Annotated in this window: 16 protein-coding genes and 1 tRNA gene; 6 read left to right on the top strand and 11 right to left on the bottom strand. The window is 69.8% G+C overall.

Features of this window, described 5'->3' with window-relative positions; translation table 11 throughout:
- Positions 1–15: 15 nt before the first annotated feature.
- The 5 genes from thrC to E5083_RS03795 form a co-directional block, all read right to left on the bottom strand.
- Positions 16–1,074, bottom strand: a complete 1,059-nt coding sequence (gene thrC / locus E5083_RS03815) for a threonine synthase (protein ID WP_030815927.1) — start codon at positions 1,072–1,074, stop codon at positions 16–18.
- A 6-nt stretch (positions 1,075–1,080) separates the two neighbouring features.
- Positions 1,081–2,373: a homoserine dehydrogenase gene (locus tag E5083_RS03810; protein WP_167513446.1), complete on the bottom strand. Its 1,293-nt coding sequence runs from the start codon at positions 2,371–2,373 to the stop codon at positions 1,081–1,083.
- A 133-nt stretch (positions 2,374–2,506) separates the two neighbouring features.
- A complete protein-coding gene (gene lysA, locus E5083_RS03805) occupies positions 2,507–3,898 on the bottom strand; it encodes a diaminopimelate decarboxylase (RefSeq protein ID WP_135784132.1) in 1,392 nt (463 codons plus the stop codon).
- 16 nt (positions 3,899–3,914) lie between these two features.
- On the bottom strand, positions 3,915–4,952 hold the full coding sequence (nrtL, locus tag E5083_RS03800) for an ArgS-related anticodon-binding protein NrtL (protein ID WP_135784131.1): 1,038 nt from the start codon (positions 4,950–4,952) through the stop codon (positions 3,915–3,917).
- Positions 4,953–4,996: 44 nt separating this feature from the next.
- Positions 4,997–5,404, bottom strand: coding sequence for a response regulator (locus tag E5083_RS03795; protein ID WP_135784130.1), 408 nt, complete (start codon positions 5,402–5,404; stop codon positions 4,997–4,999).
- A 626-nt stretch (positions 5,405–6,030) separates the two neighbouring features.
- Here E5083_RS03795 and E5083_RS03790 point away from each other — a divergent pair.
- Together E5083_RS03790 and E5083_RS03785 are read left to right on the top strand one after the other, a co-directional pair.
- A tRNA-Arg gene (locus E5083_RS03790) sits at positions 6,031–6,102 on the top strand.
- A gap of 63 nt (positions 6,103–6,165) precedes the next feature.
- A complete protein-coding gene (locus E5083_RS03785; protein ID WP_135784129.1) occupies positions 6,166–6,627 on the top strand; it encodes a UTRA domain-containing protein in 462 nt (153 codons plus the stop codon).
- A 26-nt stretch (positions 6,628–6,653) separates the two neighbouring features.
- On the opposite strand, the gene E5083_RS03780 is transcribed toward E5083_RS03785, so the two are convergent.
- The gene (locus tag E5083_RS03780) at positions 6,654–7,133 is read right to left on the bottom strand and encodes a hypothetical protein (RefSeq protein WP_135784128.1); all 480 of its coding nucleotides are present in this window, start codon (positions 7,131–7,133) and stop codon (positions 6,654–6,656) included.
- Between the two features lie 77 nt (positions 7,134–7,210).
- On the opposite strand from E5083_RS03780, the gene E5083_RS03775 reads away from it, so the two are divergent.
- Positions 7,211–8,007, top strand: a protein-coding gene (locus E5083_RS03775) for an IS5 family transposase (protein WP_425276693.1) whose coding sequence is annotated in 2 segments (ribosomal slippage) — positions 7,211–7,541 and positions 7,541–8,007 — 798 coding nt in all. Because the reading frame shifts where the segments join, the coding sequence is not laid out codon by codon here.
- Between the two features lie 23 nt (positions 8,008–8,030).
- Here E5083_RS03775 and E5083_RS03770 read toward each other — a convergent pair.
- Complete coding sequence (locus E5083_RS03770) at positions 8,031–8,591, bottom strand: hypothetical protein (RefSeq protein ID WP_244317363.1); 561 nt, start codon at positions 8,589–8,591, stop codon at positions 8,031–8,033.
- A 486-nt stretch (positions 8,592–9,077) separates the two neighbouring features.
- Between E5083_RS03770 and E5083_RS03765 the strand changes: the two genes are divergently transcribed.
- Complete coding sequence (locus E5083_RS03765) at positions 9,078–9,947, top strand: hypothetical protein (protein WP_135784127.1); 870 nt, start codon at positions 9,078–9,080, stop codon at positions 9,945–9,947.
- 421 nt (positions 9,948–10,368) lie between these two features.
- On the opposite strand, the gene E5083_RS32125 is transcribed toward E5083_RS03765, so the two are convergent.
- Positions 10,369–10,455 carry a DUF3761 domain-containing protein gene (locus tag E5083_RS32125; RefSeq protein ID WP_341869859.1) on the bottom strand — a complete coding sequence of 29 codons (87 nt, stop codon included), beginning with the start codon at positions 10,453–10,455 and terminating at the stop codon, positions 10,369–10,371.
- Between E5083_RS32125 and E5083_RS32120 the strand changes: the two genes are divergently transcribed.
- Entirely contained in the window at positions 10,448–10,921 is a 474-nt protein-coding gene (locus E5083_RS32120) for a hypothetical protein (protein WP_341869857.1), read from the top strand. The two genes, E5083_RS32125 and E5083_RS32120, sit on opposite strands and share 8 nt — an antisense overlap.
- A gap of 135 nt (positions 10,922–11,056) precedes the next feature.
- Here E5083_RS32120 and E5083_RS03755 read toward each other — a convergent pair whose 3' ends face one another.
- On the bottom strand, positions 11,057–12,124 hold the full coding sequence (locus tag E5083_RS03755) for a hypothetical protein (protein WP_135784125.1): 1,068 nt from the start codon (positions 12,122–12,124) through the stop codon (positions 11,057–11,059).
- A gap of 138 nt (positions 12,125–12,262) precedes the next feature.
- On the bottom strand, positions 12,263–13,294 hold the full coding sequence (gene ku, locus E5083_RS03750) for a non-homologous end joining protein Ku (protein WP_167513444.1): 1,032 nt from the start codon (positions 13,292–13,294) through the stop codon (positions 12,263–12,265).
- A 65-nt stretch (positions 13,295–13,359) separates the two neighbouring features.
- Between ku and ligD the strand changes: the two genes are divergently transcribed.
- Entirely contained in the window at positions 13,360–14,241 is an 882-nt protein-coding gene (gene ligD, locus E5083_RS03745; protein WP_135784123.1) for a non-homologous end-joining DNA ligase, read from the top strand.
- Here the strand turns inward: ligD and E5083_RS03740 are convergent, their stop codons facing one another.
- Positions 14,242–15,015 carry an NERD domain-containing protein gene (locus E5083_RS03740; protein WP_135784122.1) on the bottom strand — a complete coding sequence of 258 codons (774 nt, stop codon included), beginning with the start codon at positions 15,013–15,015 and terminating at the stop codon, positions 14,242–14,244.
- Positions 15,016–15,113 lie beyond the last annotated feature (98 nt).

Below are 15,113 nucleotides of genomic sequence, written 5' to 3'. Positions count from 1 at the left end.
CTCTCGGGCCCGGCGTCAGGCGAGGCCGAGCCGCTCGGCGGCGACGGCCGAGTCGACCGGCACGGTGACCGGCTGCGGGGCGCCGGCCACGGCCCAGTCGGGGTCCTTCAGGCCGTTGCCGGTGACGGTGCACACGATGGTCTGGCCGGGGTCGACCTTGCCCTGCTCGGCGGCCTTGAGCAGTCCGGCCACCGAGGCGGCGGAGGCGGGCTCCACGAAGACCCCCTCCTGCGCGGCCAACAGCCGGTAGGCGCGCAGGATCTCACGGTCCGTCACCTCGTCGATGTGGCCGCCGGACTCGTCCCGCGCCGCCAGCGCGTAGCTCCAGGAGGCGGGGTTGCCGATCCGGATGGCGGTGGCCACGGTGGAGGGGTCCTTGACGACCTCGCCGCGCACGATGGGCGCGCTGCCCGACGCCTGGTAGCCCCACATGCGCGGGGTACGGGTGGCCGGGCCGTCGGCGGCGTACTCCCGGTAGCCCTTCCAGTAGGCGGTGATGTTGCCCGCGTTGCCGACCGGGAGGACGTGGATGTCGGGGGCGTCGCCCAGCATGTCCACGATCTCGAAGGCGGCCGTCTTCTGGCCCTCGATGCGCACCGGGTTGACCGAATTGACCAGCGCCACCGGGTAGTTGTCGCTCAGGGCACGCGCGAGGTCGAGACAGTCGTCGAAGTTCCCGGCGACCTGGAGGATCTTCGCGCCGTGCACCAGGGCCTGGCCCATCTTGCCGAGCGCGATCTTGCCCTGCGGGACGAGCACCGCCGAGACCATGCCCGCGCGCACCGCGTAGGCGGCCGCCGAGGCGGAGGTGTTGCCGGTGGAGGCGCAGATGACCGCCTTGGCGCCCTCCTCCTTGGCCCGCGTGATGGCCATGGTCATGCCCCGGTCCTTGAAGGAGCCGGTGGGATTGGCCCCCTCCACCTTGAGGTGGACCGCGCAGCCCGTGCGCTCGGAGAGCACCTGTGCGGGCACGAGAGGCGTGCCGCCCTCGCGGAGCGACACGACGGGCGTGCTGTCGGTGACCGGCAGCCGGTCCCGGTACTCCTCGATGATTCCGCGCCACTGGTGGGTCATTGCCGCTTACTCCCCTTCAACCCGCATGATGCTGGCGACACCCCGCACGGTGTCGAGCTTGCGCAGCGCCTCCACGGTCCCGGTGAGGGACGCGTCGGAGGCGCGGTGCGTGACGACGACGAGGGACGCCTCGCCGTCCTTCCCCTGCTGCCGAACCGTATCGATCGACACCCCGTGCTCGGCGAAGACCGTGGCGACCTGGGCGAGGACACCCGGTTTGTCGGCGACGTCGAGGCTGATGTGGTACCGCGTGACGACGTCGCCCATCGGGGATACGGGCAGTGCCGCGTACGCCGATTCGCCGGGCCCCGTCGTAGCGTTGAGCCGGTTGCGGCAGACGGCGACGAGGTCGCCGAGGACCGCCGAGGCGGTGGGCGCGCCGCCGGCGCCGGGGCCGTAGAACATGAGCTGTCCGGCCGCGTCGGACTCCACGAACACCGCGTTGTACGCGCCGCGCACCGAGGCCAGCGGGTGGCTCAGCGGGATCATCGCGGGGTGGACGCGGGCGGTGACCGAGGCGCCGTCCCTGGCCCGCTCGCAGATGGCGAGCAGCTTGATGGTGCAGCCCATCTCGCGCGCCGAGCGGAAGTCGGCCGCGGTGACCTCGGTCATGCCCTCGCGGTGCACGTCGTCGAGGCGGACGCGGGTGTGGAAGGCGATCCCGGCCAGGATGGCGGCCTTGGCGGCGGCGTCGAAGCCCTCGACGTCGGCGGTGGGGTCGGCCTCGGCGTACCCGAGCGCGGTGGCCTCGTCCAGGGCCTCCTGGTAGCCGGCGCCGGTGGAGTCCATCTTGTCGAGGATGAAGTTGGTGGTGCCGTTGACGATGCCGAGCACGCGGTTGACCTTGTCGCCGGCGAGGGACTCGCGCAGCGGGCGGATCAGCGGGATGGCACCGGCGACGGCGGCCTCGTAGTAGAGGTCCCGGCCGTGCTCCTCGGCGGCGGCGTGCAGGGCGGCGCCGTCCTGGGCGAGCAGGGCCTTGTTGGCCGAGACGACGGAGGCGCCGTGCTCCAGCGCGGTGGTGATCAGGGCGCGGGCGGGCTCGATGCCGCCGATGACCTCCACCACCACGTCGATGTCACCCCGTTTGACCAGGGCGGTCGCGTCGGTGGTGACGAGCGCGGGGTCGATCCCGGCGCGCACCTTCGAGGGCCGCCGTACGGCGACCCCGGCCAGTTCGACCGGGGCCCCGATGCGGGCGGCGAGGTCGTCGGCGTGCGTCGTCATGATGCGCGCCACCTCGGAGCCGACCACTCCACAGCCCAGCAGCGCCACCTTCAGCGGACGCGTACGCATCATCCGACCTCGTTTCCTCTCACCGTCTACGGTCCGACCAGTCTCACTCACCGGATGGGGCTTTCCGCCTTTCGTCCGGATCGTGAGACATCTGTTTCGCGTTCCCGGAACGGGGCCCCGGGCGGCCCTTCCGGCCTCAGCCGACGTCCAGCCGGAGCAGGTCCTCCTCCGTCTCGCGCCGGACGATCACCCGCGCCTCGCCGTCGCCGACCGCGACGACCGGCGGACGCAGGACGTGGTTGTAGTTGCTCGCCATGGACCGGCAGTAGGCGCCCGTGGCGGGGACGGCGATCAGGTCGCCCGGCGCCAGGTCGGCGGGGAGGAACGCGTCCTTGACCACGATGTCCCCGCTCTCGCAGTGCTTGCCGACGACGCGGGTGAGCATCGGCTCGGCGTCGCTGGCCCGCGAGACGAGGGCGACGCTGTACTCGGCGTCGTACAGCGCGGTGCGGATGTTGTCCGACATACCGCCGTCGACGGAGACGTACGTGCGCAGCCCGTCGAGCGGCTTGACCGTCCCGACCTCGTACAGCGTGAACGCGGTCGGGCCGACGATGGCGCGGCCGGGCTCGACGGAGATACGGGGGACGCGCAGCTTGGCCGCCTCGCACTCGCGGGTGACGATCTCGGTGAGCGCCTTGGCGATCTCGTGCGGCTCGCGGGGGTCGTCGGAGCTGGTGTAGGCGATGCCGAGGCCGCCGCCGAGGTCGATCTCGGACAGCTCGACGCCGTGCTCGTCGCGGATGTCCTTCAGCAGCCCGACCACGCGGTGGGCGGCCACCTCGAAGCCGGACATGTCGAAGATCTGCGAGCCGATGTGGCTGTGGATGCCGATGAGTTCGAGCCCGTCGAGGGTGAGGGCGCGGCGTACGGCCTCCGCGGCCTGGCCGCCCGCGAGCGGGATGCCGAACTTCTGGTCCTCGTGCGCGGTGGCGATGAACTCGTGGGTGTGCGCCTCGACGCCGACGGTGATGCGGATCTGCGCCTTCTGCCGCTTGCCGAGTCCCTGCGCGATGTGCGCGACGCGGGCGATCTCCTGGAAGGAGTCGAGCACGATCCGGCCGACGCCGGCCTCGACGGCGCGGGTGATCTCCTCGACGGACTTGTTGTTGCCGTGGAAGGCGATGCGGGCGGGGTCCATCCCGGCGGACAGTGCGGTGGCGAGTTCGCCGCCGGAGCAGACGTCGAGGTTGAGCCCCTCCTCGTCGAGCCAGCGCACGACGGCGCGGGAGAGGAACGCCTTGCCGGCGTAGAAGACGTCGGCGTCGGTGCCGAACGCGGTCCGCCAGGCGCGGGCCCTGGCCCGGAAATCGGACTCGTCGAGGATGTACGCGGGCGTGCCGTACTCCTCGGCCAGCTCGGTCACGGTACGCCCGCCGACGCTGACGACACCGTCCTCGTCCCGGCGCACGGTGTGGGCCCACACCTTGGGGTCGAGGGCGTTCAGGTCGGCCGGCGGGGCCGAGTAGTGCCCCTCGGGCAGCACATCGGCGTGACGGGGCCCGGCGGGGTGGGCGGAACGGCTCATGAGTGGCTCTCTGTTCTCAGAGGTGTTCGGGTGCGTCGATGCCGAGCAGGGACAGGCCACCGGCAAGCACCGCCCCGGCGGCTTCGGCAAGCGCCAGCCGGGCACGATGGGCGGCCCCGGGTTTCTCCTCCCCTACGGGAAGCACCTCGGGAAGCAGGGGGAGGAGAGCATCGGCGACGGTCAGGAGGTGCCGGGCGAGGCGGTCGGGGGCGTGCTGGGTGGCGGCGGCGCGGAGGATGCGGGGGTGGTCCAGCAGGGGGGGTTGGAGGGGGTGGGGTGGTGCGGCGGAGGCGCCGGGGGCGGAGTGGCTCGCGCCAGCGGCACTGTCGAAGTGGGCCTCGGACGCCAGCTCGCCCGGTTCCGCCGAGAAGCCCAGGTCGCCCGCGTTGCGGAGCAGGGCTCGTACGCGGGCGTGGGCGTAGCGGATGCGGAAGAGGGGGTTGATCTCGCGTTGGACGAGGTGGTCGGCGGTGATGCGGGGGCGGTCGTGCGGGGCGGGGTGGAGGAGGGCCCAGCGGGCGGCGTCGGGGCCGAGCGACGCGGGGTCCTCGGGCGCGGGCACGGGCCGTAGCGTGACGGGCTCGCCGTGCTCGATCTCCGCCCGGCCGCCCTGCGTGGCGATGATCCGCGCGACGGCGTCGGCGACGACCTCGGCACGCACCTCGTACGGCACGCGCAGTACGACGGTCTGCCCGGCGAGGGCGTCCCCGTACCCGTACTCCGTACCGCGCGCGCGGATCTCGCGGACGAGCCCGGTGAGCAGGTCGTCGCGGGCGCGGAGGCTGATGTTGAGGAAGCCGGGCCCGGTGACGACGACGTCGCGTACCCCGTCCGCGTCGAGCAGCCGCGCCCGCAGGATGTCGGCGACGCGCAGCGGGGGCCGGCCGGCGGGGCGGGCGAGGCGGAGGGCGACGTTGGTCGCGAAGTCCCCGCAGCCGCCGGGGCCGGGCTCGGTGAGAGTGACCCGCTCCGGCGGAGCCACGTCCAGCTCCCCCGCGTCCACGGCACGGCACACCGCGTCCAGGACGGCACGGGACAGCTCGGCGGGGGTCACGGGACAAGCCTAGGGGAGGGGGGAGGGCGGGCGGAGAGGGGTGGCTAGCCGCCGGAGCAGACCCCGTCGCGCCGGTCGCTCCGCTCCAGCAGTCCCTTGACCAGGCGAACCAGCTCGTCGGGCTCGAAGGGTTTGGGCAGGAAGGCGTCGACACCGGAGTCGAGCCCGCTCTCCACCTCGTACTGCGTGCACGCGCTGATGATGGCGAGCGGGAGGTCGCGGGTACGGGGGTCGGCCCTGAGGCGGGCGGCGGTACTGAGCCCGTCGAGACGGGGCATGACGACGTCGAGCGTGATGACGTCCGGGCGCACATGGTGCACCACATCAAGACACTCGGCACCATCGACCGCGGTCACCACCTCAAGCCCTTCCAGCTCGAGATTGACCTTGATCAGCTGCCGGATGCCCTTGCTGTCATCCACAACAAGCACCCGGCCGGACGCGCCTGACACAACTCGAGAGTAGGTCGGGACGGGGGGCCGCGTCCCGGTTTTCCCGAGTTCTCGCTCTGACGGGTGGTGGCGGGATTTGGGGTGACGCGGGACGCTCCGCTACGGAGGGGTGGGTATGGGGTGGGACCACGGGGGGGGTTGGGGGGCCGTGGGGGTGGATGCCGGCCGGGGTCGGGCCCGGGCCACGGACCCGGTCAGATGACGTAGGGGCGAGTGCCGGCCGGCGCCAGGCCGGCCCCACAGGCACGGCGGGCGCCGTAGGGATGGACGCCGACCGGGGCCAGGCCGGGGCCACGGACACCCGGGGGGGAACGCCGCAGGGGTGGATGATGCCAGCCGGGACCACATACACAGTGATCCTCGAACGAACACCGGCCGAGTGACAGAGTGCGGCAGGGCCATCCCTGGGACGAACTTGCACGGCCGGCCACCGGGAACCCCGCCGAACCACGGGCGCCGGATGCCCCCTCGGACACGGCCGGGCTCCGGCCAAGCCCCAAAACAAAGCCCTCCCCCAGGCGACCCCCACAAGCCGACCCCGCCTGGGCAAACCCGTTCCTGATCACCCCGCAAGACCTGCTAGGGTTCTACCCGTCGCCGCAAGCGCCCAGCGCAACGCCCGACACGCCCCCGTAGCTCAGGGGATAGAGCAACGGCCTCCGGAGCCGTGTGCGCAGGTTCGAATCCTGCCGGGGGCACCTTGCACGAGGTGCCCAAAGACCCCGACACCAGCGGAAACGCTGAGGCCGGGGTCTTCGCGTATGTACAGGCGGGTGCGGCTGCGAGCAGCCCCGTGTCGGAAACCGCAGACTCTTGGCGGCCAAGCCGGACCCGTCGTTCACATATGTCGGTCCCGGAAGCAGGTCACGGTGTGCGCAGAGGTAGCGCCGGATCATGTCAGCGCCGTTATGGATCTCGGTGATGACGAGCAGGTGTGCGTCAGACGTCGGCGCTTCGTCCTCGCCGGCAAGCCCGTCCTGCTCGCGCCGAGCTACCTGCCCATGTCGTTGGTTGCCGGTTCCGCGATCACCCAGGAGGAAACGGGGCCGGGCGGCACCTACGCCCGGCTTGCCAAACTTGGGTACAAGCCGGTGCACTTCCTCTCCCGCATGCCGTCGAAGGACGAGGTCTCCCGGCTGACCATGAACCACACCCGCTCCACGGTGTATGGGTCGACGGCGCACGGGACGGGAGCAGGCGGAGCTTGGTGCCCCAGGAAGTAGCGCGGCTGTAGGAATGTTCTGAGCGATCACCCAGGAGCGGGCGTGCCACTGGATTGGTCTTCTTCGTCTGTCGGCGCGGGGGGATGAACTGCACGGTCGATTCCAGCAATCGTCATGGCGATGAGGAAGATCAAGAGAGCCCAGTTGAGAGTCCACGCCCACCACTGATCAAGCCGGTAGAACAACACAAGTAGGGGGATGCCGAGTAGATAGAGAAAGGCCACCACGAAGAGAGCGCTCCACTCGCGCCGCCTGTCCAGCTCGGCTTGGTCCCGGTCTCTGATCTGAGCTACCTGCCTCCGCAGCAAGTCATGGACGCTGTCGATCTCCTGCTGCCACTCCTGGTCACGCGAGCGCAACTTGTCTACTAGCTCCAAATTCGCCGCGCCCGAGGCGCGGAGGCGGTCGCCACTTCGAGCTTGCACGATGCCACTGACGAGCGGGGTGGCTATGGCTGCGGCGACCACAGAGCCAGCGGTCAGAACCGGGACCAGAACGGCGCCCACGGTGCCCCCTCCCCATGTTGATAGTCGGTCTAAGACGGTGTCTCGATTGGTGATAGCTCGTTGCTACGGGCATGGACATGGTTGAGCGGCTGGTGCCGGACGGGCTGTGGGAGATCTTCCAGGACGTGGCGCCGGAGCCGCCGATACGCGCCCAGGGCGGAGGCCGGCGGCGGTGCGATGACCGCGCAGTCCTGGCCGCGATCATCTTCGTCGCCACCTCAGGCTGCGCTTGGCGGCAGCTTCCGCCAGTCTTCGACGCGTCCTGGCAGACGGTGCACCGGCGTTTCACGGACTGGTCCACGGCGCGGGTGTGGGCCAAGCTGCACCGCGTGGTCCTCGATCGACTTGGCGTGAACGGCGAGCTGGACTGGTCGCGCTGCGCGATCGACTCGGTCAGTGTCCGGGCGGTCAAAGGGGGCCCTTGACCGGACCGAATCCGACCGATCGCGGCAAGCTCGGGTCGAAGATTCACGTGATCTGCGACCGCAACGGGCTGCCTCTGTCGGTCGGCATCTCCGGCGCCAACCTCCACGACAGCCAGGCGCTGATCCCATTGATGCGCGGCATCCCACCGATCCGCTCCCGCTTCGGGCCCCGGCGACGGCGCCCGGCCAAGCTGCATGCGGACAAGGTCTACGACTTCGACCACCTGCGAGGTTGGCTTCGCCGTCGCCAGATCGTGCCGCGCATCGCCCGCCGCGGGGTCGAAAGCTCCGGTCGCTTGGGTCGGTACCGCTGGGTGGTCGAGCGGACGATGTCCTGGCTGAATGGATGCCGTCGCCTGCACCGCCGCTACGAGCGCAAGGCCGATCACTTCCTGGCCTTCGCTGGCATCGCCAGCGCCCTGATCTGCTACCGGCGACTCATCAGATAGCTCCCGTTCAGCATCAGGGCCGCCTACCAGTGATGCCAGACCTCTGCCGGTGTGATGTCCCAGGAGGTGCCCGCGATCTCCCCGGTGTTGAAGAAGGAAGCCCAGCTCACGACGGTATCGCCGGCGCGCTGTGCACCTCTCTCGAACCCGAAGTCGGGCCAGCCCAGGTCACCCGTCGGGCAGAACCAGATGCCCAACTCTCGCTCCAGTGCGTGCGCTTCCATCTGCGCGTCCAGCTCCGACGGCACCCGACCGATCAGCTGAATCCCCTGGCAGCTGACTTGAGGGCCGCGCAACCCGTCAACAAGCACGCATGTCAGACCCACGCCTTCGATGAAGTAGCACTTCACGGCGGGGCGCTGCTCGTCCGACGCAGTACGGCGGAACTCGACGCGCCACTGAGCACGCTGCGGGTTCCAGCTTTCGATCTCACTCTCGGTGCCAGAGAAGCCGTGCTCCGCCATGATCGTAATGGCTTCATGTCGATCAATACTGAAATATAACGGGCCGACCATCTGGTGGGGCACGTGCTCCCACTGCTCCCGCTCCGAGTCGGCAAGCATTGACCAGTTGTCCGTCTGCATCGTCTGATGATCGCCCAAGCGACGTCTCCGGCGTGATCCGCCCCATCGACCCGCGGAAACGCCACCTTACCCAGCCAATCAAGACACCGTCTAAGTTGTTGCCTGTCCCACCGGATGAGTCTGCCACCTAGCCCTCTAGATGGTCTTCGGGAGCTTGACACCCGCCACTGACATCAGCCTCCACGGATAGAGGCAGACAGTGACCGCTCGGTACGACTACCGCCACAGACCAGTGACGCGCCTCACACCTGCGGCTCTGTCGTCGTTATGAGAATGGGATGCTCGCGATCACCGCGTGCGTCGACACGTCAGCCGTGATGCGCTACACCCTCGCGTGAGGGCCGAAGTCACGGTGACTCAGACAGGAAGGCATAGGGCCTTCCCTGGCCGACCCTCATCCGCTTACGTGATCTTCCAAGATGGTGGACCAGACTCCTTCGACCAAATCGTGTGAGCACACCAGTCCGATGCGGCACCATGAGCTGCATGGATCTTGAGGGGATAGGCACGCTGTCCGCGGCCGCCGTCGCGCTGATCGGAATTCCTGCAACTGTGCTCGTTGGCCGATGGCAATTGAAGGCCGCCATGTGTACTGCGAAGGCGACCAACGAGGCGGGGCTAGCTCAAGCCGAGGCTGCATACAGTGCTGCACTGGACGCTGTTCGTGCCGAGTCGAACGCTGCTCACCTGCAGTGGCGTCGCAGTATCCAACGGGAGGCTTACGCATCATTCCTCCTTGCCGCAAACCGCGTGAAGGAGCGGGGTGAACGGTTCGTCATGGACAACGCGGATGACCTATCAGCAGAGAGCATCAGCGCCGGAAGATCTACCCTTGAGGGGACTATCGCGATCCTTAAAGAAACGCAAACAATCATCGAACTAGAAGGTCCTGATAGCGTAGCCGGCCCCGCTGCAGAAATGACCCGCGCAGCGGAAATGATAGGGTATTACCTCAGCAAGCAGGCGATTTACGAGAGGGCATGGGGCAAAATCGGCCGCCTCATGGATGGCGAGTTGCCAGACATGCGGTCCGCCGCTGAAATATTCATGGAATCGCTAATCGACCTAAGCCGTTTCCGCTCCAATGACTCTTCAGGTCCGGATGAGTCAAACGCCCCGGAAGCCCGAGAGGCGCAAAGAGCCTGCCGCGAAGCAGGGAAGGCGCTACCGCCCGGCACTCTGGACCACGAAGAGTTCGAAGCCCTCCTGGAGGGATGGGCATCTCACCCCCCAACCTCTCACAGCTCGTATTTTGATGCCTCTCGCCAATTCAACGAAAGTGAGATAAAGTTCGTCCGCGCCGCCAAAATCGAGCTGCACGCAACGCGGCCACAGTCCGCATCAAGGAGCAATTAAAGGCACCGCTATCCACTGCTGACGCCTGAGCATCCGTGAACAAAAGCACGCAAAGTTACCTCAAAGTGCTGAAACCTGGGGGAAGTTTTGGTGCGTAGAGGCACGCCAACAGACCCAGCCCCAGCATAGAGCCGGGCGGCCAACGTCTCGTGGCGCCTGAGTGGCTGGGGCCGACGGGACTAGGCACCCGGCCTATTCGCGGACTAGCTAGCTCGGGAGTTGCCTGCGCAAGCCGCTGAGCTGCGGCTGACTACCCCACGCAGACGCCGTTTGAAGCCGTCTGCAGGTTTGGCTCGCCGGGAGTGCCGCTATAGGCGGGCTAAAGACCTCGTCGACAGCGGAAGCGCTGACGACGGAGTCTTTGCGTATGAGGGAGTGGGTGGGGACCGGGACGGGCACTCAGACGCCCGTCCGCTGTCGACTAACGGTAGAAAACGGCAACCCCGCCGTGATGCGAGCAGGCCCCCTGGTGGTGGGCGGCGTACGAGTACGAGCCGTCGTTGCACAGGGCCGTCGCGCCGCCGCCCCCCGAGGTGGAGCCTTCCGAGGAACTCGAGCCCCCGGACGAGCCAGAGCCGCCCCCGGACGAGCCAGAGCCGCCGCCGGATGAGGTGGTGCCGCCGCTGGAGGAGGAGCCGCCGGATGTTGAGCTTCCTGAACCCGCCGCCGCGGCGTGTGCCGTGACCGTTACCCGGACCTTGACCGTCTTGGTCACCGTCGGCGCGGGCTCCGGCTTCGCCGTCTCCGTTGCCGTTGCCGTGGCTGTCGCGGTGACCGTGGCCGTGGCGGTTGGGAGGGGCTTGGTGTTGGAGACCGACTTTGTGGTGTTCGCGTTCTGGGCGTCGGCGCCGGCGCTGCCTATGCCCAGGATGAACGCGAGGCCCAGAGCGGGGAGTACGAAGCGCTTGCGGGCCCACTTCGGGGCGGGACGCGTCGGCGCGGGCGGCGGCTGGAACGGTGGCTGCGGCTGGTAGTAGGTCATGAGAGGTCCCCCCGAGGCGAGTACGTGAGGGATGAACCTAGCTACGCCGACGCGTCACATGTGAGGAACTCGTGCAGATGGTGACGGAGTTGTGACACTTCAACTCTCAACTAGCCCTGCGACACCCTCACTCCGGCAACTCCACCACCGTCTCCTCGTTCTCGTTCGCCGCGTACGGATGCACCGGCGAGACCGGGGTGTACGGGGTGAACCAGGTGTCCGGGTCCTCAGGGGTCGCCGGGTGGGGGGAGGTTGGGGGGTGGAGGGTGGTGGCGAAGGTTTCGAGGGCCTGGGTTACCTCGTCCGACAGAAGGCTGTAGAGGTCGGCCGTTACCTCCGCCTGGTTCAGCAGGGACTTCAGGAGGAGTTCTTCGGCCAGGCAGGTGGGGTGGTCGAACGGGGGGCGGGTCAGGCGGCCCGTGAGGGTGATCGCGGTGACGGTGAGGCGGCGGGTGAAGAGGACCGTGTACGCGTCCGCCAGGTGTGGGGGGAGATCGTCCAGGATCATGAACGTCGCGTTGCTGCGGGCGACCGTGGGGCCGTCGTCCTCCAAGGCGGCCAGGTCGGTGAAGAGTTCGTCCACCAGGAGGTCGATCGCGTAGACCACGGCGCCCGCCGCTATCTCCGCCGCCTCTCTGCCGACCTCGCACTCCGGCATCGATTCGTGGTGGCCGAACGCCTCCAAGGTGAACGCCGTCAGCGACGGGGCCAGTTCGCGGAGCCTCGTACGCATCGCCTGGCTCTCCGAATGGCCGGGGCTGTCCGGGGGCGCGGGGGTCGTGCCCGCCGCGTGGCGCCTCGCGCGTTCCGCGGGGTCGGACGGCGGGGCGTCGGGGCCGTCGGCCGCGTCCAGGCTCTCCTGGAGCAGCTCGGAGTTCAGTTCCACCGCGCAGCGGGTCAGGCGCCAGTCGGACAGCGCCTCGGTACGTTCCATCAGCTCCGTCACCACCTCCCGCGCCGCGTCCTCCGCGAACTCCAGCGCCGGGGCGTCCACGAACAGCTTCAGCAGGGCCCCGCCGGGATGGGCGGCGATCACGTCGTCCAGCAGGTCGACCTCCATGCCGTCCGGGCCCTCGACCGCCTCCAGCGAGTCGAAGCCCTTGCGCAGCAGGAAGACCACTCCCTCCCGGCGCAGCGCGTCGAGTTCCGGAGCCCCCTGGGGCGGGGCCATCGCCACGGTCACCACGTATGTCACACGTTCATCGTGCCTGAGGGCGCGCCGTTCGGGGAGGTGAATCCGAGGTACGGGATGCGGGGGCGTGCGCGGGCGGCGACCCTGGGTACGTGACTGACGCCGGTCGTGGTGGTGCGGCGCCCCGCCAGCCCCACCCCCTCAAGCCGACCGCTTCCCCGCAGCCGCCTTCTTCTTCGCCGGTGCCTTCTTCGCCGCAGGCTTCTTCTCCGTCGCCTTCGACGTCGACTTGGACGCCGTCTTCTTCGCCGCCGCCTTCGACTCCCCCGCCTTGGACGTCGACTTCCGCGCGCTCGTCGTCTTCTTCGCCGCCGTCTTGGAGGTGGACTTCCGCGCCCCCGTCTCCTTCGGCGTGCCCCGGCCGTGGAGGTCGCGGACCTCCGCCTCGCCCTCGCCGCCCCGCGACTCGCGGGCCTCGCGGACGCTCTTCTCCAGCGCGGCCATGAGGTCGAGGACCTTGCCGCCGTCGGAGGGGGCGGGGGCCTCGGGTGGGGTCTCGCCGGCGGCCTTGGCGGCGATGACCTCCTCGACGGCCTCGCGGTACTCGTCGTGGAGGTCGTTGAGGTCGACCTCGCCGAGGGTGTCCATGAGGGCGTCGGCGAGGTCCAGCTCCTGGTCGCGGACGGTGACGTCCACGTCGGGGGCGACGCCCTCGGGGGCGCGTACCTCGTCGGGCCAGAGCAGGCCGTGCAGGACGATGACGTCGCCGACCACGCGCAGCATCCCCAGCCGCTCCCGCCCGCGCAGCGCGAACTTGGCGATGGCGACCTTGTGGCTGCGCTTGAGGGCCTCGCGCAGCAGGGTGTACGGCTTGGCGGCCGGCGCTCCGGCGGCGGCGATGTAGTACGCGGCGTCCATCTGGAGCGGGTCGATGCGGTCGGCCGGGACGAAGGCGACGATCTCGATCGTGCGGGCGGTGGGCAGCGGAAGGTGGGAGAGGTCGTCCTCGGTGATCGGGATCATCTCGCCGTCGGCGCCCTCGTACGCCTTGCCGATCTCGGACTGGGTGACCTCGCGGTCCTCCAGTTCGCAGACCTTGCGGTAGCGGATGCGGCCGTTGTCCTCGGTGTGGACCTGGCGGAAGGAGACCGCGTGGCTCTCGGTGGCGTTCACCAGCTTGATGGGGATGCTGACGAGGCCGAAGGAGATGGCGCCGTTCCATATGGATCGCACGTGCCGGGTCCCTTCCACACAGTGTCGGTTTATCCGATTCATCCCGTTTCTGGGATTGTCATCCTATGACGCCAGTGACGGAGGTGGAGGGGCGGCGGGTCTCGCTCAGCAATCTGGAGAAGGTGCTGTACCCGGAGACCGGCTTCACCAAGGGCGAGCTGCTGCACTACTACGCCACCGCCGCCGGGGTGCTGCTGCCGCATCTGCGGGACCGGGCGGTGTCCCTGCTGCGGTATCCGGACGGGCCCGGCGGGGAGGTGTTCTTCACCAAGAACGTGCCGCCGGGTACGCCCGACTGGGTCACGACCGCCGAGGTGCCCCGTTCGGCGGGCGCGGCCCGGATGGTGGTGGTCCAGGACCTGCCGAGCCTGATGTGGGCGGCGAACCTGGTGACCGAGTTCCACACCCACCAGTGGCTGGTCCAGAGCCCGGACGAGGCCGACCGGCTGGTGTTCGACCTCGACCCCGGCGCGCCCGCGACCGTCGTCCACTGCTGCGAGGTCGCCCTGTGGCTGCGGGAGCGGCTCGCGGCGGACGGCATCGAGGCGTACGCCAAGACCGCCGGGTCCAAGGGGCTGCACCTGCTGGCGTCGGTGCGGGGCGGGTCCTCGGCCGAGGCGAGCGACTACGCCAAGGCGCTCGCGAAGGAGGCGGAGCGGGCGATGCCGGGGCTGGTGCTGCACCGGATGACCCGGAGCCTCAGGCCCGGCAAGGTGTTCGTCGACTGGAGCCAGAACGCCGCCCGCAAGACCACCGCCGCCCCCTACACCGTGCGCGCCCGCAGCACCCCCACCGTCTCCACGCCCGTCACCTGGGACGAGGTCGAGGACTGCCGCGACCCGGCCGAGCTGACGTTCCTGCCCGAGGACGTCGCGCCCAGGGTGGAGCGGTACGGGGATCTCCTCGCGGGCCTCCTGGACCCGAAGCGGGCGGCACCGCTGCCGTAGTCACAGCACCGCCCACGTCCGCCGGTCCCGCGCCCGCGCGTACAGCGCCTCCACCTCCGAGGGCCGCAGTACGGCACCCGGACGGGCGAGCCCCGGCAGCTCCGTCTCCCGCAGCACCCGCAGACCCTCGGCGCTCACCTCGGCCGGGCCGACCACGACCAGCACCGGGCCGACCCCGGCCGTCAGGGCGTACGCGGCCCGCTCGGCGTCGGCCCGCAGCCGGCGTGGCAGCGGTTCGGGCGCGCGGCGGCCCACCGCGACCAGCGGGCCGGAGACCCGCACCCGGCGCCCGCGGGCGTACAGCGCGCCGACGGCGAAGAGGCCGGCCGGGCCGACGAGCAGGTGCGGGATGCGGCCGCCACCGGGGAGCGGTACGGAGTGCAGCGTGCGGCAGCCCGCCCCCTCCAGTTGCTCCAGGGCGGCGCCCACGACCTGTTCCGCGAGGAGCGCGCGGCGGCGCGGGTCGGCACGGAACTTGGGGGCGGGGTCGCGGTCCAGGGCGACCAGCAGGGCCTCGCCCGGACGGTTCGGGGCGAGGTCGTCGTCCGGAGGCAGGGTCAGCCGGGCGAGTTCGGTGGCGTCGGGGAGCAGGGGCGGGCCGAGGGTCACCGGGCCGGTGAGGAAGGGCTTGAGCGCGTCGAGCACGTCCCGCTCCCGCTCGGCGACGAGCAGGCTGACCCGGCCGCTCCCCCGGTCGTACCAGGCGACCCCGCCCCCGCCCGCGTCACACACGTACAGCCGCCCCCGGCTCGGCACCACCCGCAGTCCGCTCATCGCACCATCACCCCCGTCCATGGGAGCAGTCCGCCCCGAAGGGAGCAAGCACCTCCTCCCCGATGGCCCACTGCGCCGCGCCACCGCGCTCCACGGCT

Origin of the sequence: Streptomyces bauhiniae, from assembly GCF_004784475.1 — a bacterium.
Classification (GTDB): Bacteria; Actinomycetota; Actinomycetes; order Streptomycetales; family Streptomycetaceae; genus Streptomyces; species Streptomyces seoulensis.
The sequence above is the reverse complement of the archived record's forward strand: the minus strand, read 5'-3'. Positions and strand labels throughout refer to the sequence as shown.